26 protein-coding genes and 2 tRNA genes are annotated in these 26073 nt (G+C 45.0%); 8 read left to right on the top strand and 20 right to left on the bottom strand.

The features are described from left to right. The first annotated feature begins 82 nt into the window (after positions 1 to 82). A complete protein-coding gene (locus SHAL_RS16770) occupies positions 83 to 430 on the top strand; it encodes a hypothetical protein (RefSeq protein ID WP_012278312.1) in 348 nt (115 codons plus the stop codon). Continuing rightward, the gene (gene rimI / locus SHAL_RS16765) at positions 430 to 867 is read left to right on the top strand and encodes a ribosomal protein S18-alanine N-acetyltransferase (protein ID WP_012278311.1); all 438 of its coding nucleotides are present in this window, start codon (positions 430 to 432) and stop codon (positions 865 to 867) included. The genes SHAL_RS16770 and rimI overlap by 1 nt, the downstream gene beginning before the upstream one ends. A gap of 99 nt (positions 868 to 966) precedes the next feature. On the opposite strand, the gene lipA is transcribed toward rimI, so the two are convergent. The 14 genes from lipA to leuS all read right to left on the bottom strand — a co-directional run bounded on the left by lipA (position 967) and on the right by leuS (position 15009). Further along, positions 967 to 1932, bottom strand: coding sequence for a lipoyl synthase (lipA, locus tag SHAL_RS16760; RefSeq protein WP_012278310.1), 966 nt, complete (start codon positions 1930 to 1932; stop codon positions 967 to 969). Beyond that, complete coding sequence (lipB, locus tag SHAL_RS16755) at positions 1925 to 2584, bottom strand: lipoyl(octanoyl) transferase LipB (RefSeq protein ID WP_012278309.1); 660 nt, start codon at positions 2582 to 2584, stop codon at positions 1925 to 1927. Before lipB ends, lipA begins: the two co-directional genes overlap by 8 nt. 94 nt (positions 2585 to 2678) lie before the next feature. After that, on the bottom strand, positions 2679 to 2945 hold the full coding sequence (gene ybeD / locus SHAL_RS16750) for a DUF493 family protein YbeD (protein ID WP_012278308.1): 267 nt from the start codon (positions 2943 to 2945) through the stop codon (positions 2679 to 2681). 132 nt (positions 2946 to 3077) lie between these two features. Beyond that, positions 3078 to 4250, bottom strand: a complete 1173-nt coding sequence (locus tag SHAL_RS16745) for a serine hydrolase (protein ID WP_012278307.1) — start codon at positions 4248 to 4250, stop codon at positions 3078 to 3080. A 104-nt stretch (positions 4251 to 4354) separates the two neighbouring features. Beyond that, positions 4355 to 5137, bottom strand: coding sequence for a septal ring lytic transglycosylase RlpA family protein (locus SHAL_RS16740; RefSeq protein WP_012278306.1), 783 nt, complete (start codon positions 5135 to 5137; stop codon positions 4355 to 4357). Next, a complete protein-coding gene (mltB, locus tag SHAL_RS16735) occupies positions 5124 to 6122 on the bottom strand; it encodes a lytic murein transglycosylase B (protein WP_012278305.1) in 999 nt (332 codons plus the stop codon). The genes SHAL_RS16740 and mltB overlap by 14 nt, the downstream gene beginning before the upstream one ends. A 137-nt stretch (positions 6123 to 6259) precedes the next feature. Further along, positions 6260 to 7366, bottom strand: a complete 1107-nt coding sequence (gene rodA, locus SHAL_RS16730; protein ID WP_012278304.1) for a rod shape-determining protein RodA — start codon at positions 7364 to 7366, stop codon at positions 6260 to 6262. Further along, positions 7366 to 9219, bottom strand: coding sequence for a penicillin-binding protein 2 (gene mrdA / locus SHAL_RS16725; protein ID WP_012278303.1), 1854 nt, complete (start codon positions 9217 to 9219; stop codon positions 7366 to 7368). The genes rodA and mrdA overlap by 1 nt, the downstream gene beginning before the upstream one ends. 84 nt (positions 9220 to 9303) lie before the next feature. Then, positions 9304 to 9774, bottom strand: a complete 471-nt coding sequence (rlmH, locus tag SHAL_RS16720; RefSeq protein WP_012156366.1) for a 23S rRNA (pseudouridine(1915)-N(3))-methyltransferase RlmH — start codon at positions 9772 to 9774, stop codon at positions 9304 to 9306. Continuing rightward, entirely contained in the window at positions 9774 to 10103 is a 330-nt protein-coding gene (gene rsfS, locus SHAL_RS16715) for a ribosome silencing factor (protein ID WP_012278302.1), read from the bottom strand. Before rsfS ends, rlmH begins: the two co-directional genes overlap by 1 nt. 98 nt (positions 10104 to 10201) lie before the next feature. Then, complete coding sequence (gene nadD / locus SHAL_RS16710; protein WP_012278301.1) at positions 10202 to 10852, bottom strand: nicotinate-nucleotide adenylyltransferase; 651 nt, start codon at positions 10850 to 10852, stop codon at positions 10202 to 10204. A gap of 18 nt (positions 10853 to 10870) precedes the next feature. Continuing rightward, the gene (holA, locus tag SHAL_RS16705; protein WP_012278300.1) at positions 10871 to 11902 is read right to left on the bottom strand and encodes a DNA polymerase III subunit delta; all 1032 of its coding nucleotides are present in this window, start codon (positions 11900 to 11902) and stop codon (positions 10871 to 10873) included. Then, entirely contained in the window at positions 11902 to 12396 is a 495-nt protein-coding gene (locus tag SHAL_RS16700) for an LPS-assembly lipoprotein LptE (RefSeq protein WP_012278299.1), read from the bottom strand. The genes holA and SHAL_RS16700 overlap by 1 nt, the downstream gene beginning before the upstream one ends. 33 nt (positions 12397 to 12429) lie before the next feature. After that, complete coding sequence (gene leuS / locus SHAL_RS16695; RefSeq protein ID WP_041416511.1) at positions 12430 to 15009, bottom strand: leucine--tRNA ligase; 2580 nt, start codon at positions 15007 to 15009, stop codon at positions 12430 to 12432. Between the two features lie 120 nt (positions 15010 to 15129). Here leuS and SHAL_RS16690 point away from each other — a divergent pair, with 120 nt between their 5' ends. Further along, positions 15130 to 15630 (top strand): zinc ribbon-containing protein, encoded by a 501-nt coding sequence (locus tag SHAL_RS16690; protein ID WP_012278297.1) that lies wholly within the window; start codon positions 15130 to 15132, stop codon positions 15628 to 15630. 145 nt (positions 15631 to 15775) lie between these two features. On the opposite strand, the gene lnt is transcribed toward SHAL_RS16690, so the two are convergent. From lnt to SHAL_RS16660, 6 genes are all read right to left on the bottom strand, one after another. Further along, complete coding sequence (gene lnt, locus SHAL_RS16685) at positions 15776 to 17329, bottom strand: apolipoprotein N-acyltransferase (RefSeq protein WP_012278296.1); 1554 nt, start codon at positions 17327 to 17329, stop codon at positions 15776 to 15778. 38 nt (positions 17330 to 17367) lie between these two features. Then, positions 17368 to 18249 (bottom strand): CNNM family magnesium/cobalt transport protein CorC, encoded by an 882-nt coding sequence (corC, locus tag SHAL_RS16680; RefSeq protein WP_041416509.1) that lies wholly within the window; start codon positions 18247 to 18249, stop codon positions 17368 to 17370. 27 nt (positions 18250 to 18276) lie between these two features. Next, a complete protein-coding gene (gene ybeY / locus SHAL_RS16675) occupies positions 18277 to 18747 on the bottom strand; it encodes an rRNA maturation RNase YbeY (RefSeq protein ID WP_012278294.1) in 471 nt (156 codons plus the stop codon). After that, positions 18740 to 19780, bottom strand: a complete 1041-nt coding sequence (locus tag SHAL_RS16670) for a PhoH family protein (protein ID WP_012278293.1) — start codon at positions 19778 to 19780, stop codon at positions 18740 to 18742. Before SHAL_RS16670 ends, ybeY begins: the two co-directional genes overlap by 8 nt. A gap of 181 nt (positions 19781 to 19961) precedes the next feature. Further along, a complete protein-coding gene (gene miaB / locus SHAL_RS16665; protein ID WP_012278292.1) occupies positions 19962 to 21389 on the bottom strand; it encodes a tRNA (N6-isopentenyl adenosine(37)-C2)-methylthiotransferase MiaB in 1428 nt (475 codons plus the stop codon). A 96-nt stretch (positions 21390 to 21485) separates the two neighbouring features. After that, a complete protein-coding gene (locus tag SHAL_RS16660; protein WP_012278291.1) occupies positions 21486 to 21800 on the bottom strand; it encodes a hypothetical protein in 315 nt (104 codons plus the stop codon). A 308-nt stretch (positions 21801 to 22108) separates the two neighbouring features. On the opposite strand from SHAL_RS16660, the gene SHAL_RS16655 reads away from it, so the two are divergent. From SHAL_RS16655 to SHAL_RS16635, 5 genes are all read left to right on the top strand, one after another. After that, entirely contained in the window at positions 22109 to 23338 is a 1230-nt protein-coding gene (locus SHAL_RS16655; RefSeq protein ID WP_150102105.1) for an FAD-dependent monooxygenase, read from the top strand. A 311-nt stretch (positions 23339 to 23649) separates the two neighbouring features. Next, the gene (pth, locus tag SHAL_RS16650) at positions 23650 to 24234 is read left to right on the top strand and encodes an aminoacyl-tRNA hydrolase (RefSeq protein ID WP_012278289.1); all 585 of its coding nucleotides are present in this window, start codon (positions 23650 to 23652) and stop codon (positions 24232 to 24234) included. 53 nt (positions 24235 to 24287) lie between these two features. Beyond that, on the top strand, positions 24288 to 25379 hold the full coding sequence (gene ychF / locus SHAL_RS16645) for a redox-regulated ATPase YchF (protein WP_012278288.1): 1092 nt from the start codon (positions 24288 to 24290) through the stop codon (positions 25377 to 25379). Positions 25380 to 25779: 400 nt separating this feature from the next. Further along, positions 25780 to 25856 (top strand) — tRNA-Met (locus SHAL_RS16640). 107 nt (positions 25857 to 25963) lie between these two features. Continuing rightward, positions 25964 to 26048, top strand: a tRNA-Leu gene (locus SHAL_RS16635). The last annotated feature ends 25 nt before the right edge of the window (positions 26049 to 26073 follow it).

Below are 26073 nucleotides of genomic sequence, written 5' to 3'. Positions count from 1 at the left end.
AGCTTCATTTGAGTTGCTTCACTTAGACATAGACTAGCTGCTATGCTCTCTATCGTTTTAAATCCTTTGTGGTCGAGTCTTAATGAAAACAAGTGCATATTTAGACGCTATGAGCATTGTGCGGTGGAAGAAAGCCGTTCCTCCATTTGAAGTGTTGACTGTGTTGGTTAATCCGCTGCGGATCAAAGATGTTGATAGCCCAATCATTAGCACGGTACTTGGTTTACTCGGAGTCGATTTAGCTCATTGCCGTTTTGCTGTTAGAGTCGAGCCAGGAACTAAGGTGATTTGGGATATGCGTGGTAAGCAAGCCGTCGTTAATGACAATACTTTAGTTTCTGCGCCTATCAATGAGCTTGAGAATAATGCAGAGGCTAAAAAGACCCTGTGGCTTAATATGCAGCCTTTTATGGCTCAAAAGGACGCTTAGTGGAAATCATACTGCTAAACGATGAAATGTCCTCACAGATGGCTGCTATAGCAGCTAAAGCGCATAGTCATCCTATGAGTGAGTCTACGATTAAAAGCTGTTTCGGCAATTTGTATACTAGCTTAGGTATATTGGATAGCGATGAGCTTTGTGGTTTTGCTATTTTGCATCAGATTTTTGAGGATGCAACCTTGATGGATATCTGTGTCGACCCTGTTCATCAAGGTAAGGGCTTTGGTAAGGCGCTGTTAAAGGCCGTGATCGCCGAAGCTAAGGACAAAGGGGCTGAGATATTACTGCTAGAGGTTCGTCAATCTGGTACGGCTGCAAGAGAGCTGTATGAGAATTCAGGCTTTGAACAAACTGGCGTTCGTAAAGGCTACTACAAGACTGAAATCGGTTGTGAAGACGCGATTCTCATGCAACTGCAGTTTTAACTCATATCACTTTATAAAACCTAAGCAGAAACTTAAACAGAAATAGAAACAGAAACAAAAATAGCGCCAATGGGCGCTATTTTTCTATGGGCAGAGGGTTTATCTAACTTCTTTACCTTGAGCTTGAAGGTCTGCATGGTAGCTTGAACGTACCAATGGACCACAGGCCGCGTGGGTAAAGCCAATGCTTTCGGCAAGCTCTTTAAGCTCATCAAACTCCGCTGGTGAGACGTAACGCTCAACAGCAAGGTGGAATTTCGACGGCTGCAGATATTGACCCAGTGTCAGCATCTCTACGTTGTGTGCACGTAGATCGTATAATACCTGTGCGATCTCTTCGTTGCTCTCACCCAGCCCCATCATCAGACCTGATTTAGTCGGGATATCGGGGTGACGTTCCTTAAATTTCTTCAGTAAGTCTAAAGACCATTGGTAATTAGCTCCTGGGCGCGCTTTGCGGTAATGCATCGGCGCTGTTTCCAAATTGTGGTTGAATACATCGGGTGGCTCTGTGGCTAAGATATCGAGCGCTGCATCGATACGGCCACGGAAATCAGGCACCAAGGTTTCAATCTTAATTTCTGGATTTAATAAGCGAATTTCACGGATGCAATCGGCAAAGTGCTGGGCACCACCATCACGTAAGTCGTCACGATCTACTGAGGTGATCACCACATACTTAAGCTTCATATCTTTGATGGTTTGCGCTAGCTTCTTTGGCTCCTCTGCATCAGGCTTAAGAGGGCGTCCATGAGCCACATCACAGAAGGGGCAGCGACGAGTACAGATAGCCCCTAAGATCATAAAGGTAGCCGTGCCGTGGTTAAAGCATTCAGATAGATTAGGGCAAGACGCCTCTTCACATACTGAGTGTAATCCGTTCTTACGTAGCGCTTGTTTAATGTCGGTGATGCGCTGGTTGGAAGCGGGAAGCTTAACTCGCAGCCAGTCGGGTTTTCTTAGCATGGTTTCACGTTCAGATGGCACCACTTTTACAGGGATGCGAGAAACCTTTTCTGCGTCTCTTAGTTTTACGCCAGGTTGTAATCTTTCAGGCCTATTCATATGACTCTGGTAATCCTTGGTGATGAACTAGCTTATCTAAACCGAGTTCTTGGCTGAGGGTTTCAATCAGTTGCCGACCTGCTTCTTCGACAGTTTGTGGTCCGCCGAGCTGCTTACATTGGATCATTTCCATTCCGGCATAACCGCAGGGGTTTATACGTTGAAATGGAGACATATCCATGTCGACATTGAGTGCTAACCCGTGGAAAGAGCACCCTTTACGGATCCGAAGACCGAGGGATGCTATTTTACGCTCTTCAACATAGACGCCTGGCGCATCAGCTTTAGCATAGGCTTCAATTTGATAACGCTTGAGCATGTTAATGATGCTCTGTTCAATATGAGTGACGAGCTGACGTACACCTATTTTGAGGCGTTTAATATCGAGAAGAGGGTAGACGACAAGTTGTCCCGGGCCGTGATAGGTCACTTGCCCACCGCGATCAACCTGAATAACAGGGATATCACCTGGATTTAGGATGTGTTCACTCTTGCCTGCCTGGCCTTGGGTGAATACTGGCGTATGTTCAACAATCCAGATCTCATCTTGACTGTTCTCATCGCGATTATCGGTATAGTGTTGCATTGCGTGCCACACTGATTCGTAATCTTGTTTACCTAGATGACGAATATGCAAAGCGTTATCGTACAAGGGCAACCTCTCCCCTCAAATATTTGTGCGGGCTATTATACGCTTCAAAATGATAAATGTAATACGGATCACATTTATCATTAATGATTAATATTTATAGTACGCGTTTCACGCCTTCAATCGCAGCAAGTTGAGTATAAAGTTGTTCGATTTGCTCTTTACTCGTAACCGTAATACGTATGGTTACTGAGTTGTAAGTACCTTTGCTTGAAACTTTTGTTATTGGGGTGTAGTCATCAGGAGCAAGGCTCTGTGCAACCGCCACGACGCGGTCTGCTAGTGTATCGCTTGCATCACCAACAATTTTAAATGGAAAAGAAGATGGGAATTCCATTAGTTCATCAAATTTAGTATCTAACATATTTCACTCTCAAAGATTTCAATAATCATAATATGGTGGCAATTATATCTAATTCAAGTCGGTTTTGCTTGTATAGGGGATTAAAACGCATGAAGCCACCTTAAGGTGGCTTCATGGTATATACAGTATGGTTTAGCTAAACCAGCCTGCAAACATCTGCTTGAAGTAATCCATCAGTTGGCTGAACCAGCTGCCTTCATTGACTTCTTGTAGCGTGACGAGTGGGAACTGTGCGATATCTTTGCCGTTTAACTGGAAGTAGACACGACCAACCGTTTCGCCTTTAGCAATTGGGGCCTTAAGCTCTTTAGTCAGTTCAAAGTTAGCTTGTAGGTTTTTAGCTTGGCCGCGGCTAATGGTAATCGGCGTATCTGTTACCACACCTAGGTCAATCGTTTCACGATCGCCATACCAGATTTTTTGAGTAACGAATGTATCGCCAGCTTTATACGGTGTGACTGTTTCAAAGAAACGGAAACCATAGTTAAGTAGCTTCTTACTTTCCGCTTTACGCGCAGCTTCACTCTTAGTGCCCATTACAACAGAGATAAGGCGCATGCCGTCTTTAGTCGCAGAAGTCACTAAGTTATAACCCGCACCTGAAGTGTGGCCAGTTTTAATGCCGTCAACGCTTAAGCTCTTATCCCATAACAAACCGTTACGGTTATACTGCTTGATGCCGTTGTAGGTAAAAGATTTCTCTTTATACACTGCGTATTCATCTGGTACATCACGAATAATCGCAGCGCCAAGAATTGCCATGTCGTAGGCGGTACTTTTGTGATTATCTGAATCTAGACCGTGGCTGTTTTCAAAGTAGCTATCCTGCATACCTAGCTGCTTAGCCCATGAGTTCATTAAGTCAACAAAGCCATCTTCGGTGCCAGCAATATGTTCAGCCATTGCGACACAGGCATCGTTACCCGATTGAATGATGATACCTTTGTTTAGTTCTTCTACCGTGACTTTTTTACCCACTTCGATAAACATTTTAGAAGAGTCTGGGAAGTTTTTAGACCAGGCTTTTTTACTGATGGTCACTTCATCTGTTGGCGATACGTTACCGACCTTGATCTCATGACCGATAACATAACTTGTCATCATTTTAGTCAAGCTCGCTGGGTTTAAGCTTTCGTAAGCGTTTTCCTCAGCAATGATCTGTCCGGTGTTGTAGTCCATTAGCACATAAGCTTTGGCTGCAACTGTTGGTGCATTCGGGGTAACGACTGGCGCCGCTTGTACTGATAATGCGGCGACAGAGGTCGCGAACAAAAGCGTTTTTAAAGGTTTGTTCAGTAAATTCATATTAATAATGCACGTCTTAATAGTTTAGGTATGAAGAAAGTGTAATTCCAACGAGTATAACATTAGTGGACAATGGAATTCAGCCTTGGTTCATTAATCTTGGTTCATTCAGTAAGCAGGTAACTTTGAGGGTAACCCTCTTGCTTGAGTTTTTCTGTCAGCTTGTTTGCAAGTTGCTGTTGGCCAATAGGCCCTAATTGCAAGCGGTACAAGCTGTTTACGCTTTGAACTCGACTCTTAACTTGGTACTTTTTCTCTAAGCTATTAGCTAAGTTTTCTAAGCGTTCTTTGCTAGATGATGCTACCACCTGAATATAGTGAAGCTCTGTGCCTTTGAGTTCAGCCAGTGCTGTTGACTCCGGATCGGCAATATAGATCACTTCTAGGCTAACATTTGCAGTACCAGTTTTGAGCATGTCTAGGCGGTGAGCTGCAGCATAGGACAGATCGATAATACGGTCCTCATGAAACGGTCCTCTATCGTTAACCCGCACTATGACCGTCTTATCGTTCTTAAGGTTAGTCACCTTCACATAGCTAGGCAGCGGCAGCGTCTTATGGGCCGCCGACATAGAGTACATGTCGTAGGTTTCACCATTGGACGTAAGGTGTCCATGAAACTTGGCGCCATACCATGAGGCGATGCCTTTTTCTGCGTAGCCTTCACCCGTATCCATGACCTGGTAACTCTTACCAAGTACGGTGTAGTTTTTTTTGTTACCACCACGACTGTATGGCTCATATTTGGGATGAGCATCTTCAACTTTGGTCACATCAGGTGCGGATGTCGGCGCCTTATCGTCATCAAGTTCGTAGCGACCACCGCTAGAGCATGCGGCTAGGGTGGCTGTTAAGACTAAAATGGCAAGGGTATTATTGCGCGGCATAAGTTTTCTTTAATTCCTGACTAAATTGATAAACCGCCATTGCATACAAAGGACTGCGGTTATAACGGGTGATAACATAAAAGTTTTTAAGACCTAGCCAATATTCGTCATGATCGGCTTGCTCAAGTTTCACCACTAGAGCGGGTTGTGATACATCGAGATCCATTGATTCAGCGAGTGCGACACTCGGTGAGAGAATATCGGCAACCTTGTAATGCAGTTTCTCGCCAGACCAAGTGTTAACAGTATCAGGTAAGTCTTTATTCAAGGTTAATTCAAGTGCTACTGGTTGATTTTTCTGCCAACCATGTTGATGGAAGTAGTTCGCAACGCTGCCAATCGCATCTGTTGTACTATTTAATAGGTCGCGGCTGCCATCATTATCAAAGTCCACTGCGTAATGGCGGTAGCTCGATGGAATAAACTGACCAAAGCCCATTGCACCAGCATAAGAGCCTTTTAGGCTATTGATATCTAAGTGCTCCTCTTTGACGAGCGATTGCAGGTTTGCAAATTCGCTTCTAAAGAACTTAGCTCGTGGTGGGTAATGAAACCCTAAGGTATACAGTGCGTCTTTTACTGGGTAGTTACCCATATAGCCGCCATAAAAGGTTTCGATACCGATAATCGCCACGATGATCTGTGGATCGACATTAAACTCTTTCGATGCCTTTGCAATGGTGTCGGCGTGTTCTTTCCAAAATGCTAGACCCGCATCTAAACGTTTATCGGTGAGAAAAATAGGGTAGTACTGGTGCCAAGGTTTGGCCTCCCAAGGCTTGGTCATGGCATCAATTACGGCTTGGTTGTACTCGGCGTTTTTGATGAAATCGGCGGTTTTGGCGCTATCAAAACCTTTCGCGTTTTGAGCCTTAATAAATTCGGCTTTGAGTGTTTCGACATCCGTTTCAACGGTCGCCGCTACGGCAGAGTATGAAAAGAGTGTAAGTGCCAAAGGTGCAAGAATACGTTTTAACAGCGTCATCTTTAGGCCATCCTTAATAGTCGAAAAATAATTGTTGAAGTTGGTTATCGAAAATAGTCGAAAAGCATTATGCATGGAATATTCGAAGACGACATAATGCTTTCGAGGGTTAATTATCTATTGGTTTACATTCGAAGCTATCTATCGATAAAGCGTCTATGGGTATGAATACTCATTAAGATGCCAAATCCAGTCATCAATGTCAGCATCGAGGTACCACCATAACTGATTAGAGGCAGAGGAACACCTACAACAGGTAAAAGGCCGGAAACCATGCCGATATTGACAAAAATATAAACGAAGAAGGTTAGGGTGATACTGCCAGCTAACAGGCGGGCAAAACTGGTTTGTGCCCGAGAAGCAATAACTAAGCCTCGACCGATGACATAAATGTAGAGAGAAAGCAGTAATAAGGCACCAATAAGGCCGAACTCTTCACCAATGACGGCAAAGATAAAGTCGGTGTGGCGCTCGGGTAAAAACTCAAGCTGTGACTGTGTGCCTTGTAGCCAACCTTTACCCCATAAGCCACCTGAGCCGATGGCAATCTTAGATTGGATTATGTGGTAGCCGGCACCTAATGGGTCTTTTTCAGGATCGAGCAAGGTCAATACTCGGGTGCGTTGGTAGTCATGCATCAAGAAAAACCACAGTACCGGTAGCATCGCCAGCACGCTACCGATGAAACCACCCACTATTCGCCAGCTCATTCCAGATAAAAACAGTACGAAAATCCCCGATGCCGCCACCAGAATTGAGGTGCCAAGGTCTGGTTGTTTAGCGATAAGTATGGTCGGCACAAGTAAGATAACGCCTGCTCCTAGCAAGTATCGTTTCTTTGGTGGTAAGGGAAATTTACTGATATACCAAGCCATAGTAATCGGGAAGGCGAGCTTAATTAGCTCAGATGGCTGAAACTCCATAAAACCGAGGTTTAACCAGCGTTGAGCCCCCTTATTGATATCACCAAAAAAGTGCACGCCGATTAGCAAGATGATACCTGTTATATAGATAGGGAACGCCCATCGCCTCAGAACTTCAGGGTTAATCTGCGCCACAGCAAACATCACCATTAGCGATAAGCCCATGCGAAACAGTTGTCTGTCCATCAGGGCGAGATCTTCACCACCGGCAGAGTATATAACAACCAGTCCGAAGGCCATGAGTGCCAGTAGGCCGAGCAATAATGGCAAGTCTATGTGTAGGCGTTGCCAGATATTTGGACGATGGTTGTGTGCACTCATTATGTCTTATCCCATGAATCTCTTAACAAATACTCATCTAATAAGGCGCGAGCAACAGGGCCTGCATTGACACCACCCCAGCCTGCGTTTTCTATTACTACGGCGAGGACAATCTTAGGGTTTTCGTATGGAGCATAAGCAATGATCAGTGCGTTATCACGTAAACGCTCATCAATGGTGTCAGCATCATACTTCGCGTCTTCTGCAACACTAAATACCTGAGCCGTACCCGTTTTCATTGCCGCGGTGTAACGAGCATCTGTGAAGCGTGACTTATGGGCGGTATCTCGCATCGCTTCATTGATGATGTCCCAGTTCTTTGGATCTTTTAAGACAATGGGCGGTAGCTCATCTGCAGGGGTATCGATTTTTGCTGTTTCATCTTGAATCGATTTGAGCATATGCGGTACAAAGCGGCGGCCCTTATTCGCTAAAATAGCTGTGGCATTAGCAAGTTGTAGAGGAGTTGTCGTCCAGTAGCCTTGACCAATACCTACCGAGATAGTATCGCCAATATACCAAGGCTGGTTATAACGCAGACGCTTCCAATCTTTCGAAGGCATGATCCCTGCTGATTCCTCGAAGATATCCACACCGGTACGCTCACCAAAGCCAAATGGCTGCATAAAGTTGGCGATTGCGTCAACACCAGTCTTATAGGCAAGATCGTAGAAGTAGGTATCACAGGAGCTAACGATAGCGCTGTTGACATCGACCCAGCCGTGCCCCCAACGTTTCCAGTCGCGATATTTACGCTCAACCCCTGGGATCTGCCAAAAGCCAGGATCCCAAATACGGGTTTTTGTGGTCACGGTTTTATTTTCTAACCCCAGTAGAGCTAAGTGGGGTTTAACTGTAGAGGCAGGCGCATACTGTCCTTGAGTTGCACGGTTAATCAGTGGACGAGATTTCGAGTTCAACAGCTCATTATAGGCTTTACTACTAATACCATGTACGAATAGATTTGGGTCGTATGTTGGGCTAGAGACTAGGGCTAAAATACCGCCATCACGAGGATCGATAGCCACAACAGAGCCTCGTCGGCCATTGAGCAACTCCATCGCTTTTTGCTGAAGCTTTAAGTCTAAGGTCAGGTAAATATCTTGCCCAGGAATTGGCGGCTCAGACTTAAGAGTACGAATAGTACGGCCACGGTTATTAACCTCTTCCTCGAGATGACCGGGCTTACCCAGTAACATGCTCTCGTAAAACTTTTCGATACCTTGCTTACCGATATCTTTAGTCGCCGCATAGTTTGCCCACAAATTATTGCGTACCAGTGAGTCTTGATCTCGGCTATTGATTTTTCCGACATAGCCTAGTGCATGGGTCATTAGGCCATTGTATGGGTAGTGACGTTTTAGGCCCGCTTCAACTGAAATACCCGGAAAACGGTGTTGGTTCACGCTGAACTTGGCAACTTGCTCTTCGGTGAGTTTATTCTTTATCGTCAGAGGCTTAAATCGGCGGTGATATTTAAGCGCATCGATTACGTTCTCTTTTTCATCAGCCGACAAGTCGATGACAAGGCTGAGTTCATCTAAGGTGTCACTGACGTTTTTAACTTTTTCGGGCACCATCTCTAATGAGAAAAAAGGCTGATTTTCGGCAAGCAGCTGCCCATGACGATCGTAGATCAAGCCACGGTTTGGCGCGACGGGCACGACACGAATACGGTTATCATTAGAGCGAGTTTCGTAATCTTTAAAGGAGGTGATTTGCAGGTTGTAAAGGTTAACGAGTAACAAGCTTAGCAGGACAATAACGCTTAAGAACGTAAACAGGGCACGGCGTTTAAACAGCGACGCCTCGGCTGCATGGTCATTCATGGTTATGCGCTTTCTTGGGGACACTTACATTCTCTCCTGCTTAAAAACGGGTGCCAAGCACATGTGCTAGTCCTGTTAAGGTCTGACTAACCAAATAATGATTCGATATTATTCTCTATGGTAGGGATGATTATTGTTAATGCTCCAGCCTCGATAAAGGCTTTCGGCAACAATCACACGTACCAATGGATGAGGTAGGGTTAAGGCAGATAGGCACCAGCTTTGTGCTGCGGCCTTTTTGCATTCAGGTGATAAACCTTCAGGGCCACCGATCAGCAAGCTAACATCGCGGCCATCGAGTAGCCATTTGTTCATCTGCTCTGCTAGCTGTGGAGTGGTAAGGTTTTTACCCGGCAAGTCTAAGCTAACGATATGATTCCCTTTCGGGATCGCAGCCAACATTAACTCGCCCTCTTTTTGGAGAATGCGAGCTATATCGGCATTTTTACCGCGTTTGCCAGCGGGGATTTCAACTAATTCAAGCGCCATATCTCGAGGAAAGCGGCGCTGATATTCTTTGAAACCTGTTTCGACCCAATCTGGCATGCGGGTTCCAACTGCGACTAACTGAATCTTCATTACTCAGGCTTTTCTGACCAAAGTTTTTCAAGCTGGTAGAAGTCACGAGTTTGATCTTGCATAACGTGCATGATGACATCGCCTAGGTCGACTAAAACCCACTCGCTGCTCTCACGTCCTTCGACTCCAAGAATACTTAGGCCGGCACGCTTGGCTTCAACCACTAGGTTCTCTGCGATTGCTTTAACGTGTGTTTTTGAGTTACCCGTACATACAACCATAAAGTCGGCGATGTTAGATTTCTCAGATATGTCCATTACAACGATATCTTTTGCTTTAAGGTCTTCAACCTTATCGATTACAAATTGCTTTAACTCTGCGCTTTCCACGCTGGTACCCCATTAATTTTAAGACAGCGCGATAGTATAGCAGTATTTCAGATCCAGATTAATAGTTCTGCATAGAAATATCTGTGTTTGAATGCGGTTTAATCTGAATTAGTTGCAGAGTTGCCTCGATAAAGACGATTGTGTTGGATGTAGTCTTGAATAGAAGCGGGTAATGCAGCGCTCGGTATATGGCCCTGCATGAGTTGCTGGCGCACCTGTGTAGAGGAGATATCTTGCTCGGCCACATTTAAGATAAAGATATTGCCCGCAGTGCCATCGGTGGCTTGCGTTGCAAGTTTACGTCTAGGTTTTAACGTTGTTTGTATCGGGTCGTTGCTGTCGAGTTGCCAGCCCGGGCGCTTGCAGACCACTATGTGGCACAGGCTGAATAGCTTTTGCCATTCATACCACTTAGAGATATTTAGAAAAGAATCCATACCCATGATGAAATAGAACTCGTGCTGAGGGTGTATTTCGCGCAGTTGGGCTAAGGTCATCGCAGAATAGGAGGGGCTATCGCGTTTGGCTTCAATATCACAGACTTTAAACTGGGGCAGCTCATCACTGACCAATTGTGCCATGGCGAGTCTATCTTCGCAGGAAACGTGAGTGCTTTGCTTATGTGGTGGAATATGGTTTGGCATCAACCAAACCTCATCCAAGTTAAGCTGCTGTTTGACCTCTTGTGCTGGACGTATATGGCCAAAATGTATCGGGTCGAATGTGCCGCCTAAAATACCAACCTTCATAAATACCTCTTCATATCGTCAATCTAAGACAATATGTGCCAGCTTATTATGTGATTTTGGGTCGAACAATAAGCTGATATGACTTAGTCCGGTCCAATCCTCAATGCCTTGCTGTTTGAGTTTCAGCTCAATGCTTGATGCGCCAGCAAGTAGTGTTTCAACATGAGTCAATTCAAGCCTGTTTAGTGCATTTTGATAAATGGGCTTTCGTTTATCCCAAATACGTAATTTACTCCAAACTCCCTGCAGCGGCTCAGGGTTGTTTTGTGCCGCTTTAAGTTGCAATAATACTGTAAGCTCTTTAAATAACGACCACAGGATAATTGGCATTGCTACTCCCTCACTTTTAAGCTGTGAGAGAATATGCTGGGCTTTATCTTGTTGATTGCTCAGCATGGCATCGGTTAGCTGAAACACACTGAAGCGTGATTGATCTTCAAAGTATTGGCTTAACTGTTCGCAATCAATAGGCGCCGTTGGGCTCAGTAGCTGTAATAGCTGCAGTGCTTGGTCTGCGGCTAACAAGTTACCTTCGTAAAGTGCAAATAGCATTTCACGCGGATCCCTTGCCATTGATAAGCCGTAGTGGTTGATGCGTCCATCTAGCCAACGCTGGAACTGTGCACCTTCAGGAGTCGTGCAAGGTACGTAAATGCCTTTTGCATCTAGTACTTTAAACCACTTACTCTTGGTTTGCTCCGCCGCAAGCTTAGGGCCAGTTAAAATCAACAATACATCTGGATTATCCATCTGCATTAACGATTGCAGCATAGTACTGCCTTCAGTCCCCGGTTTTGCTTGTGGTAGCGTAAGTTCGATAATACGGCGGCTTGAAAATAAGCTCATCGCTTGCCATTGCTCGAAAAGCTCATTCCAGCTAAACCCAGTTTCTTGGGTGAGCTGGATCTTCTCTTCAAAACCTTGGCGCTTAGCTTCAGCAAAGATGACAGCACGGCTTTGCTCACATAACCAGGGATCGTCGCCAAAAATAAGGCAACACTGTGGTAATTGAGAAAGCTGACGCGCTAACTGATCTGGGTAAACCCGCATCAATTAACCTCTGTCGCGGCCAATGTTTGGATAATTCGGTTGGCAGCTTGAATACGCATCTCTTTTAGCAATAGCTCCATTTCACGGCTCTTTGCTAATGCAGTGCGAGGATCATCGAGATAATCGCGATGAATAGAGACATCGAAGCGTTGTGACTCAGCATGTGGCAGTTGTACAGCAAAGCTCACTTGATAGATAAGCTCGTACTCTGCAACGTTACCTGTTGGGTAGATTGACAATGTAGAGCGGTCTAGTGAGTCACTAATGAGCCGCAGAACTGGAATATCAGAGGCGGGTGGAACAACGGCTATATTGTTCAAACGCAAACGTTCACGTACTAGGCGTGTGAGCTCGCTATATTCGTCTTGACTGCTGAGGCTTAAGGTTTGTAGCTGCTTAGGGATAGAGTAGCTACCTTGTAGTCTAAAGCCGCAACCGGCACTGAGCAAAATGCTCAGTGCCAAGGTTGCTAAAAGTATGCGTTTTATTAGCATAAGCTTTGTATTGTCTTCCTTGTTTGAGAAGGATTAGTTAGCCACGATATTGAGCAACTTGCCCGGTACGTAGATAACTTTACGAACAGTTTTACCTTCGGTGTGTTTAACCACGCCTTCTTCGGCCATACCTGCTGTTTCAACTTCTTCTTTGCTCGCATCTGCTGCAACGGTGATCTTAGCGCGCAGTTTACCGTTAACTTGAACGATGATTAGCTTGCTGTCTTCAACCAATGCAGACTCGTCAACTTCAGGCCAAAGTACATCTTCAATTGCACCTTGGTTACCAAGATCGTTCCATAGTACGAAACACGTATGTGGAATGATTGGGTAAAGTAAACGGACAACAGCATTCAAGGCTTCTTGCATTAGGGCCTTGTCTTGTTCGGTTTCTGATGGCGCCTTTTGTAGACGGTTCATTAGCTCCATCACTGATGCGATAGCGGTGTTGAACATCTGACGACGTTCAATATCATCACCCACTTTTGCAATCGTCTTATGAAGTTCACGACGTAGCTCTTTTTGAGCGGCGTTGAGTGACTTAACGTCTAGCTCTGCTGTTGGGCCTGTCGCAATGTGGTCGTGTGCAGTTTTCCACAAACGCTTAATAAAGCGATGCGCGCCTTCAACACTCGACTCTTGCCATTCCAGAGTTAGCTCTGGTGGCGCTGCAAACATCATGAATAGACGAACCGTGTCTGCGCCGTACTTATCAACCATCTCTTGTGGGTCGATACCGTTGTTTTTAGACTTAGACATCTTGCTCATACCGGTGTAAACCAGCTCGTTGCCTTCACTGTCTACGGCTTTAACTGTACGGCCTTTATCGTCAGTTTCTAGAACGGTAACATCTGATGGTGCAACCCAAACGCGCGCGCCTTTCTCATTGTTGTAGTAGTAAGCATCAGCCAGTACCATACCTTGAGTCAGTAGACGTTTAGCTGGCTCGTCAGAGTTTACTAAGCCTGAATCACGTAATAACTTATGGAAGAAGCGGAAATACAATAGGTGCATACACGCATGCTCAATGCCACCAATGTATTGGTCTACTGGTAACCAGTAGTTGGCTTTTGCTGGATCAAGCATTTGATCGGCATGCGGGCTACAGTAACGTGCGTAATACCAAGATGACTCCATAAAGGTGTCAAAGGTATCTGTTTCACGGAATGCTTCTTGACCGTTAACGGTTGTCTTAGCCCACTCTTTATCTGATTTGATAGGGCTCTGGATACCATCCATAACCACATCTTCAGGCAAAATCACTGGTAGTTGATCTTCAGGAGTCGGAATAACCGTGCCATCAGCCAAAGTGACCATTGGGATTGGAGCACCCCAGTAACGTTGGCGTGAAACACCCCAGTCGCGTAGACGGAAGTTCACTTGACGCTTACCTTTGCCTTCAGCTGTAAGCTTGGCGTCGATGGCATCGAACGCAGCTTGAAAGTCTAGACCATCAAACTCAGCTGAGTTAAACAGTACACCTTTTTCAGTGTAAGCTTCTTCGCTGATATCAACTTCGCCGTCAGCAGGCTTAACAACCGCTTCGATGTTTAGACTGTACTTCTTAGCAAACTCGTAATCGCGTTGATCATGAGCAGGTACAGACATCACTGCGCCAGTACCGTAGTTCATCAGTACAAAGTTACCCACCCAGATAGGCACTTCTTTGCCAGTAATTGGGTGGATAGCGTTTAGTCCTGTAGCAACACCTTTCTTTTCCATCGCAGCCATAGCCGCTTCGGTGGTATCGGCGTTTTTACATTCTTCAATAAACTCAGCCAACGCTGGGTTATTGATAGCAGCTTGCTCCGCTAATGGGTGCCCGGCAGCAATCGCTACATAGGTCACGCCCATAACCGTGTCAGGACGCGTAGTATAGATATCAAAGCTCTGGTCACTGTCAGCAACTTGGAAGGTCATTTCGATACCTTCACTGCGACCAATCCAGTTACGCTGCATGGTCTTAACTTGCTCTGGCCACTCGTCTAGCTGGTCAAGATCGTTAAGTAGCTCTTCGGCGTACTCAGTGATTTTAATGAACCACTGTGGGATCTCTTTTTGCTCTACAGTAGTATCACAGCGCCAGCAACAGCCGTCGATAACCTGCTCGTTCGCAAGCACGGTTTCATCGTTTGGACACCAGTTAACAGATGAGGTCTTTTTATACACTAAGCCTTTTTCATAAAGCTTAGTGAAGAACCACTGTTCCCAGCGATAGTATTCTGGCGTACAAGTTGCAATTTCACGTGACCAGTCATAGCCAAAACCTAGCATTTTTAGCTGGTTTTTCATGTAGTCGATGTTTTCGTAAGTCCAAGGCGCAGGCGCTGTGCTATTTTTGATAGCGGCGTTTTCAGCTGGAAGACCGAAAGAGTCCCAACCGATAGGTTGAAGCACGTTTTTACCTTGCAGACGTTGGTAACGAGACACAACATCGCCTATGGTGTAGTTACGTACGTGGCCCATGTGCAGTCGACCTGACGGATATGGGAACATAGAAAGGCAGTAGAACTTTTCTTTGTTCGCATCTTCGGTAACTTCAAATGTTTTTGTGTCTTGCCAGTGCTGCTGCACTTTAGCTTCAATTTCTGAAGGAGTATATTGCTCTTGCATCAATCTATTTCCGGCTATGCCGCCCATTGTTTGATCTAGCGCTATTTCAGCGCGAGTGATATCGACATAGAATAAACTAGAAGTGCGTCATTAAAAAGGTTCGTTGAAGGAGTATTTACCATGAGTGAACAAAGTACTGAGCTACTTTCGCTATATCAGGCACTTATTAACCAATTGCAATCTCAATACAATGATGATAACTCATTGACTGTAAAGAGTTTGTACGCACAAATGCAAACCTGTAAAGAATACTTGGCTATAAAACAGCAGGCGAAGCAAGATGAGCTCGCTTTAGTCGAACAATTTTTAAAACGTGACATAGCCAGTTTCTTACAGGAAAAAAATGATCACGATTTAAGTCATAGCCCAACTGTTATCACGGCTGAGAGCACTTTATGGCATTGGTTGGGTGAGATAACCGATCGCAGCCAAGTGGAGTGGCATGAGGTGGCGCAAGATTTTAAACATCATGGTTATTATGAAAGTGGCGAGATTGTCGGCCAAGGTACCATGGTGTGCACGGCCTGCGGCCATGAGTCAAAAATCGAATTCCCTGGCATATTGCCTGACTGTACAGAATGTGACAATAACGAGTTTACCCGAGAGGCCCTAGCACCCTAGTTTGGCGTCATAGTTTGGCGCCATGGTATTGATAGGCGTACTTGAGGCAAAAAAATAGCGGCTAGACCAAGCCGCTATGAACAAGCTAGCAGCCACCTTTTACTCTGCCTAAATGAGCGTTGTGGTGGCTGTCGTTTGTTGATATCTAAAGTTGCAAAGAGCGAGGCTGTATTTTTTTTCTAATCATCGCGGCTAAAGCAATTAAAAAGCTTAATATCAGCACTGGCCACTGGCCGAAAGTTGTAAATAAAGTGTGCCCTTTCATCAGTTGAATATCTGCAACCAGTACGCCCGCTTCAAATTGTGGAAGCTGGTGGGTGATATTACCCTTCTCATCGACAACCGCTGTGACGCCGTTGTTGGTGGCGCGCACTAGCGGTCGACCCAGTTCTACCGAGCGCATCTGCGCAATCTCCATATGCTGCAAAGGACCATTTGAGCTACCAAACCAGGCATCATTAGAGACTGTCATCAACAGGTCGGTATGATCATTCATATTGGCGCGTAGCTGTTCAGGAAAGGCTATTTCATAGCAGATAGCGGGTGAAATTTGGTGGCCTACCGCGTTGAGGTTAGGCTGGATAAAATCACCTCTCGCAAAAGAGGACATTGGTAAATTAAAAAAAGGTGCGAGTGGGCGCAGGAGTGATTCAAAAGGCACAAACTCACCGATAGGTAATAAGTGGTGTTTTTTAAATTCATTATCACCATCACCTAAATAGTCGGCTTCTGATTGCTGTTTATGGTTGTAGTTACCCAGCACTATCAGCGAATTATAGAAAGCGTCGCCATGGTTACTGATGATACCTGTGATGATGGCGGTATTGTTTAGATTGGCGACCTTGTTAGCGTTATAAAGGAAATCTTTCACCATATATTCTGGAGCGGGGATTGCCGCTTCTGGCCAGATAATCAGGTCCGCAGAAAGTTCAGGGCGCGAAAGATCCATATATTTGAGCATGGTTGGCCACAGCGCATCAGGATCCCATTTCATGCTCTGAGCGATGTTACCTTGTACTAGCGCGACCTTGATGGTTTCACCGTTTGGCGTAACTTGTGAGGTCATAGGTGCGACAACTGTCAGCGCGGCAAGCACAGGAATCGCTATTGCAAGGCTTTGCCAACGTTTAACGGCCAATAGCGCGATAGCGCCTGCTAGCATGGCAACAATAAAGCTTAGGCCTAAGGTGCCAAACATAGAGGCGATAGGCTTGAGTGGTCCTTCTGTTTGACTGTATCCTGCCCATAACCATGGGAAGCCTGTAAGCACCCAGCCACGCGCCCATTCGGTAATGGTCCACAGCGCAGGGAATACAAGCAAGTTACGAATGACAGATGTTTTTGGCGCAAGCTTTTGAGTTAAATAGCCCGTCAGCGCAGGGTAAAGCGCTAAGTATAGGGCTAGCAGGGCCATCAGAGCGATAGAGGCGATAAGCGGCATACCGCCATAGACATCCATGCTGACATGGACCCAGCTAATACCAACAGAGAAGCAGCCAAAGCCAAAACTTAGCCAATAGCCAAAAGCTTGCTTCGGGGCCAAAGCTGTGCTTTGATGAATGACAAAAGCCAGCGCAATAAGATAGAGCGGCCAGATAGAGTAGGGGGCAAAAGAAAGCGCGGTAGTGGCGCCAGCCGCGTAGGCTAGCACCATTTTCGAGCGCGGATGATGGGCTAATGCCCGAAGTTTATTCAGCATACAGCCTCATCATTGGGTCGTGATAACGAAGTTAGTTGCTAGGCAACTGTCTCATCATTGCTATGACTGTTATCAGGGAATTTCACTCTAAGTTGGATTAAGCGACGGGTATCAGCGTTAATCACTTTAAATTCGATATTCTGGATCATGACTTTTTCGTCACGCTCAGGTAAGTGGCCAAAGGCATGAGACACCATACCACCCACCGTATCGAACTCTTCGTCGCTGAACTCGGTACCAAATGCTTCATTGAAATCATCAATTGGAGTGAGCGCTTTTACCATGAAGACTTGCTTCGCGATCTGTTTGATCTCTGTCTCTTCTGCAGAGTCATGGTCAAACTCATCTTCGATATCACCAACGATCTCTTCGAGAATATCCTCAATCGTCACAAGTCCTGACACTCCACCGTACTCATCGACGACAATCGCCATATGGTAACGTTGAGAGCGGAACTCTTTTAGTAACACATCAACACGCTTACTCTCTGGAACAACAACTGCTGGTCGAATAACTTGACGTAATTCAAATGGCTGCTCATTGTTTTTAAAGCCATACTGAATCAAATCTTTCGCAAGCAAAATGCCTTCGATGTGATCTTTGTCTTCATTGACTACTGGAAAACGGGAGTGTGCTGAACTGATCACGGTAGAAAGTACTTCTTCTACAGAATCATCGATTTGGATAGCTACAATCTGTGCACGTGGGATCATGATATCCCGTACACGTAGATCGGAAACTTCTAAAACACCTTTAATCATTTCGCGGGTATCTTCGCTGATCACTTCACGCATCTCTGCATCGTGAATGACGCCAACTAGGTCTTCGCGATTTCGTGGTTCGCCCTGGAACAACTGACTTACTTTCTCTAACCAGCCCTTCTTGTGGGCGTTAGTACTCGGTGGGATATCGTCACTCATAGTGTTTTCTTGACTCATTTGAGCCAATTACTGCTCCTTATAAGGATTAATATAACCAAGGCTTTCAATCAGATGTGTCTCTAATGACTCCATCTCTTCGGCCTCAGAATCGTCAATATGATCATACCCTAGCAGATGAAGACAACCATGTACAACCATGTGTGCCCAATGTGCGATTAGCGGTTTATTTTGATCCATTGCTTCTTGCTTAACAACCGCCGCACAAATCACTAAATCACCTAATAGTGGTAGCTCAATGCCCGGTGGTGCTTCAAACGGGAAAGACAACACATTAGTTGGTTTGTCTTTTCCACGGTAAGTACTATTTAACTCTTGGCTTTCTTCAACATCGACGATGCGAATCGTTAATTCTGCCTCACTCATAGTATCTCTGAGTGCTGTTTTCACCCAAAGTTCCAGTTCGGCTTGCGATGGCAGCTCAAAGCCTTCTACGGCGATTTGAAGATCAAGATCGATAACCGTTTGATTATCATTCATGGTTAGCAGTTTCCTGTAATTGGTATTGGCTATCTTTACTGCCTTTACTCGATTGTGCTTTTAACTCGAACGCTTCATAGGCTTCAACAATGCGCGCGACAACGGGGTGACGTACAACATCTTTTGCTTGGAAAAAGTTAAAGCTAATTTCATCGACTTCACCAAGCACTTCAATTGAGTGGCGTAGGCCAGACTTTTGATGCTTAGGTAAGTCTATTTGTGTGATATCACCAGTGATCACCGCGCGAGAGTTAAAGCCTATACGGGTGAGGAACATTTTCATCTGTTCAACCGTGGTATTTTGACTCTCATCGAGAATGATAAAGGCATCATTTAATGTTCGGCCGCGCATATAGGCAAGCGGAGCAACTTCAATCACGTTGCGCTCGATTAAACGCTCTACCTTCTCAAAGCCCATCATCTCAAACAGCGCATCGTAAAGTGGACGCAGATAAGGGTCCACTTTTTGACTCAAGTCGCCGGGTAAAAAACCTAATTTTTCACCGGCTTCTACCGCTGGGCGAGTGAGCAAAATTCGGCGAACTTCTTGACGCTCTAATGCATCGACTGCCGCCGCTACTGCGAGGTAAGTTTTACCGGTTCCAGCAGGACCAACACCAAAGGTAATATCGTGGGTAACGATATTTCTTACATAGTCACTTTGATTAGGATTGCGTGGCTTAATCACACCACGTTTAGTCTTGATATAAAGCTCACTCTCATCACGAGGGGCTTCCATATCAAGGGCTATCGCTTCCTGAATCGCGATATGGACTGTATCAGGCTCTAAATCCGGTGTGCTGCCTTTAAGTGGCTGCGTTTCGATATAGAGATCTTTTAGCAGATTATTGGCCGTTAAGCAGTTACGCGGCGAACCAACAATTTGAAAGTGGTTGTTACGGTAGCTGATCTCAACGCCAATACGGCGTTCTAGCTGCTTGATATTGTCATCAAATGGGCCACAAAGCGACACGAGTCTACGGGTTTCTGCAGGCTCTAAATACAGGTTGAGCGTTGTTAACTTGTTTGACAAAAATACACTCCATTAATCGACGTAGAGTTATACGCTAATAATGCTAGTTTACGAGCCATATTCAATAATTGCGAATGGTATTTATACCAAATGCAATTAAATATTGTAGTCAATTAAGAAGAAAAAAGCGGCATCTCAGGATGCCGCCTTTAGTGTGTTTTTTCTTCGAGGGACTCAGGGCTTAAGCTGGCTTAAACTGACTGACCCCTAAGTCGTCAGTTTGCTTATATTTAGCAGTGATGTCTGATGGGCGCAGGTCGCGACGCAAGTCCATTTCATCTTCACCGCGGATAAACACACCGCGTAGAGAGTTGGTATACACGTCTACAATCTCCACGTCGACAAACTTACCGATATGTTTATGCATACCTTCAAAGTTCACTACACGGCTATTTTCAGTACGGCCGCGAAGCTCCATTGGGTTTTTAACCGATGGACCTTCAACTAAAATACGTTGCACTGTGCCGACCATTTGACGGCTATAACGCATCGCTTGTTGAGTGATACGGTCTTGTAAGATAGCAAGACGCTCTTTTTTCTCATCTAGGCTAACGTCATCAGGAAGATCTGCTGCTGGCGTACCTGGGCGAGCGCTATAGATGAAGCTAAAGCTATGGTCAAACTGAATATCTTCTATCAACTTCATGGTATCGGCGAAGTCTTGCTTAGACTCACCAGGGAAACCAATAATAAAGTCAGAGCTGATTAGAATATCAGGACGTGCTTTACGTAAACGGCGAATAATCGACTTGTATTCGATTGCCATGTGTCCACGCTTCATTTGCGTTAGGATCAAGTCAGAACCTGATTGCACAGGTAAGTGCAAGAAGCTCACGAGTTCTGGTGTGTCTTCATACACATCAATAATGTCTTGCGTAAACTCAATCGGGTGGCTGGTGGTAAAGCGCAGGCGGTCAATACCATCAATCGCTGCCACGTAGCGTAATAATTCTGCAAAGGTGCAGATCTCGTCGTCATGGGTTGCACCACGATAAGCGTTTACGTTTTGGCCTAGAAGATTTACTTCACGTACACCTTGCTCAGCAAGTTGTGCTATCTCAAGGATGATATCGTCAAGCGGACGACTCACTTCTTCACCACGTGTATAAGGTACAACACAGAAAGAGCAGTATTTGCTGCAACCTTCCATAATTGATACGAATGCACTTGGGCCATCTGCGCGAGGCTCTGGAAGACGGTCAAACTTCTCGATCTCAGGGAAGCTCACATCGATAACGGCTTTCTTGCCAGCTCTGATCTGATCGATCATCTCTGGTAAGCGATGTAAGGTTTGCGGACCAAAAATTAGGTCAACGCACTGAGCACGTTCTTTGATAGCTTTACCTTCTTGTGAGGCAACACAACCACCAACGCCAATAATAAGCTCTGGTTTCTTATCTTTTAATGTTTTCCAGCGCCCTAGCTGATGAAAAACCTTTTCCTGTGCTTTCTCACGAATAGAGCAGGTGTTCAGCAGCAGAACATCCGCTTCTTCAGCGTTGTCTGTTAATGTGTAACCCTCGTATTCGTCAAGAAGATCAGCCATCTTAGAAGAGTCATACTCATTCATTTGACAGCCCCAAGTTTTAATATGGAGTTTTTTACTCATCAGTCTGTATCACTCTAGAAGCACCGAAAAAAATAGCGCGACATTTTAACGCCTAAGTGAGCCTGTGGCTAGCATTTAGCCGCTAATTAAGTGAATTTATTCAGCTGATTTTAATGTCCTTGAACTTAATAAGGTTTTGTTCGGCTTGTTCATCTTAGATAGCTCGTTAGTCACTATGCCTTGTTCCTTAGCCATTTGCATACTACTTAACTTTGCTTGTAGTTGAATTTCAACCCGCACTTGTTGGTTGAACTCCTGCAGCATATTAGTGGTGTATTGATACAGCGCATACTCAAATGGGGTTCGGTATGTGACCGTGATATATTCCATCTGATCATCGCTGGAGTTGGCATAGCTTATCGATGGCACTATTAATGCCGTTGATAGTAAGGTGTAGATAATGGCTTTCATAATGTCCTCACTCATTCTTGGTGGTTGTGCCTATTTGACAGTTTGAGTGTATGGCATGGTTTGGATCTTGGTTTTGCGGTTTGTAAGCAGGTGTTAGAAAATCTAAGCTCAGACACATTTATATACGTTAGACCCAGATATGACATCAAACGACATATTTAGCTGCGCTTGGTTTACAAATTCTTAGTTTACGAACTTCTTAGTTTATGAATTTAGCGCTGGATGATCAGCTGGGCTTCAAATAGTGCAATCTTTCTTATATAAAGCTCAATATTGATACCCTTTAGGTGTAAACTCGGTAGCGAAAAATGAGTTCAGTTGTCAGGAGAGATAAAGCTGTGGAACAGACGAGTACTAAGATCAATCTATATGATGCGGTTGTTGTGGGTGGTGGCATGGTTGGCGCCGCAACAGCAATTGGTCTTGGCCAACTAGGATTGAAGGTTGCGATAGTCGAAGCGTTTGCTCCCAAAGCATATGACAGTGAACAGCCATTGGATCTACGCGTCTCTGCTATCAGCGCTGCATCCGAAGCGCTGCTTGAGCGCTTAGGTGCATTAGCGGGGTTAGATGGCATGCGCAAGGTTGCCTATAAAGGCCTCGAAACCTGGGAGATGGATGGCTGTATCACCCGTTTTCATAGCGATCAAATCGGCTCTTCTCATTTAGGCCATATTCTTGAGAACCGTTTAATCCAACTTTCTCTTTGGCAACGCATGGAGCAGCTAGATAATATCACGCTGTTTTGTCCAACTAAGATAGCTAAACTGTCTCGCAGCTCTACTCAAGAACAGATCACAGTCGAACTCGATAGTGGTGAGTTATTTATGACGCGCTTGCTCGTCGGTGCAGACGGGGCCAATTCCATGGTACGGCAGTGGGCCAATATCGGTATCACTGGTTGGGATTACGGGCAGTCGGCCATGTTGATCAACATCGAAACCGCCAGTGAAGAGCAAGATGTCACCTGGCAGCAATTTACGCCAAGTGGCCCGCGTTCGTTATTACCGTTGCCCGGTAATCATGCTTCATTAGTCTGGTATGACGACGCAAATAAGATAGCTCAGCTTTCTCAACTCAATAATCTAGCCTTGAAAGCGCAAATTGATCAGTACTTCCCTGAGCGGTTAGAACGCGATTTTCAGGTTATTAATAAGGCGAGTTTTAAACTGACCCGTCGCCATGCCCAAGTTTACTACCGTGATAACCTAGTGATCCTAGGTGATGCTGCACACACCATTAATCCGTTAGCAGGGCAGGGCGTGAACTTAGGCTTTAAAGATGTCGATGCCTTAGTGAATACCATTGCGAGTCATATTGATGATGAAAAAGGCTGGTGGCACAGTCAGGTGCTAGAAAAATACCAAAAATGCCGTTATCGAGATAATCAGTTGATGATGTCGACCATGGATCTGTTCTATGCAAGCTTTAGTAACGACATCTTACCGCTAAAGATACTGCGTAATGGCGTGCTAAAGCTTGCCAATATCGACGGACCAATTAAGAAGCAGGTACTTAAGTACGCCATGGGTTTTTAATAAAGCTAAGTTGATGTCATGACTAAGTTGATGTCAAAACTTGGCTGATACCATCAGCATAAGATGAAAAACCGAATATTATGTATTCGGTTTTTTTTGTCGATTCTTATCGCTGCCCTTCTGTAGTCCCCCTGAAAATGGCATCACATTTGAGGGCAAATCGAGCATTAGAACGACGTCATGATAAAACGATATTGGCGTATAATTTGTTGGCAGGCTATTTGAGTGCTAAAATGCCGCGTTTTTAATTTTGTTGTTAGTGTGTTTTATCGACGACAAAACATAAATTAGGCAAATACAGACTGGGTACTATGAGCAATATTAAACTGATAGTTGGGCTTGCAAACCCCGGCGCGCAGTACGAACGGACTCGTCATAATGCTGGCGCGTGGTACGTTGAAGAACTCGCTAGAGTCTGTGGCGCCACATTAACATTAGACAGTAAATACTTTGGCATGACGGCGAGAGTCACCCTGCATGGCAAAGATGTACGTCTGTTAATTCCGACTACCTTTATGAATTTAAGTGGTAAGTCAGTGGGGGCGTTAGCGAACTTTTTTCGTATCGCGCCTGAAGAGATATTAGTTGCACACGATGAGCTGGATATGCCACCGGGTGTAGCGAAGTTTAAGTTGGGTGGTGGTCACGGTGGACATAATGGCCTTAAAGATATCATTGCGAAATTAGCTAATGATAAAGGCTTCTACCGCTTACGTATTGGCATTGGTCATCCTGGTGATAAGAGTCAGGTGAGTAATTATGTGCTGAGTAAGGCCTCTCCAACGGATCAAGAGCTAATGGACGCTGCAGTTGATGAAGCTGTCCGTTCAACAGAGGTCTTGTTCAATCAAGATATGGCAAAGGCGATGCATAGACTGCATTCTTTTAAGGCATAAACAAGTACTTGGAGCATGGCTTCAAGTCATTCATTGATATTAAAGGTAACAATATGGGTTTCAAATGTGGCATCGTAGGCCTGCCAAACGTTGGTAAATCAACACTTTTCAACGCATTAACAAAAGCTGGCATCGAAGCGTCAAACTTCCCGTTCTGTACAATTGAGCCTAATACAGGTGTTGTTCCTGTACCTGATTCACGTCTAGACGCATTGGCTGCAATTGTTAAGCCTGAGCGTGTATTGGCTACAACAATGGAATTTGTTGATATCGCAGGTCTAGTTGCTGGTGCATCTAAAGGTGAAGGGTTGGGTAACAAGTTCCTAGCTAACATCCGTGAGACTGATGCTATTGGCCATGTTGTTCGTTGTTTTGAAGATGACAACATCGTTCACGTAGCGAATAAAGTCAATCCAGCAAGTGATATCGAAGTGATTAACACTGAGCTTGCACTAGCGGATCTTGATTCGTGTGAGCGCGCGATTACGCGTCAAGCTAAGCGTGCAAAAGGCGGCGATTCTGAAGCTAAATTTGAAGTGGCAGTGCTTGAAAAAATGCGCCCACTATTGGACGAAGGCAAAATGCTACGTTCAATGGAGCTTACTAAAGAAGAGCTCGCTGCAATTGGTTACCTTAACTTCCTAACGCTTAAGCCAACCATGTATATTGCAAACGTGGCTGAAGATGGTTTTGAAAACAATCCTCACCTAGATACAGTAAAAGCGATTGCTGCTGAAGAAAATGCCGTGGTTGTTGCAGTTTGTGCTGCTATTGAATCTGAGCTAGCAGAGATGGACGCTGAAGACCGTGACGAGTTCATGGCCGATCTTGGCTTAGAAGAGCCCGGTCTTGACCGCGTTATTCGTGCTGGGTATGAGCTACTAAACCTACAAACTTATTTCACCGCAGGTGTAAAAGAAGTACGTGCTTGGACCGTTCGTATCGGTGCAACGGCGCCTCAAGCGGCTGGCGTTATCCATACTGACTTTGAGCGTGGATTTATTCGTGCACAGGTTATGGCTTATGATGACTTTATTACCTATAAAGGTGAAGCTGGCGCGAAAGAAGCGGGCAAGCTACGTGTTGAAGGTAAAACCTATACCGTTAAAGACGGCGATGTGATGCATTTCCTATTTAACGTATAAGCGAATCGCTTTTGCTAAAAATGTAAAACGGCGGCTAATTTATTTAGTCGCCGTTTTTGTTTCCAGGCTCTACAGTTTGTAGGCACTTAATACTTTTCTATACATTTTGTTCATCTTGATTGTCGATTTACAAGGAGCATATGTTGCAACAATATGCTTTTAAATTGAGGGGAGGCGATAAAATGGCACGTTTTTTCTGTCAGCTAGTGCGTTGTAAACATAAAAAGTTCAAGTTTCTTCCCGTAAAAGGCCCATTTTTGCATATCTGTTGCACAGTTTGGTGAAGTTATCGCCGAACAACGCTTTTTAGTTAAATTAGCTAAAAAAAGCAGTTGACCTGATCACCCTGAATAAGCATAATACGCCCCGTTCCCCAGACAGGGGAGCGAAAAGAAACGATGGCAATGTAGCTCAGTTGGTTAGAGCACAGCACTCATAATGCTGGGGTCGCAGGTTCAAATCCCGCCATTGCTACCATCTTAATCAGGATGTAAAACTAGATGTTGTGTGAGAGTGGTGGAAGTTGAGGTTAGACGCGCCAGATTCGAGCATCATCTTAATCAAGATGTAAAAACTGATGTTGTGCGGGTGTGGTGGAATTGGTAGACACGCCAGATTTAGGTTCTGGTGCCGCAAGGTGTGAGAGTTCAAGTCTCTCTTCCCGTACCATTTATTAAGAGTGGCGAGCTTAGGC

Source organism: Shewanella halifaxensis HAW-EB4, assembly GCF_000019185.1.
GTDB classification, from domain to species: Bacteria; Pseudomonadota; Gammaproteobacteria; order Enterobacterales; family Shewanellaceae; genus Shewanella; species Shewanella halifaxensis.
The sequence above is the reverse complement of the archived record's forward strand: the minus strand, read 5'-3'. Positions and strand labels throughout refer to the sequence as shown.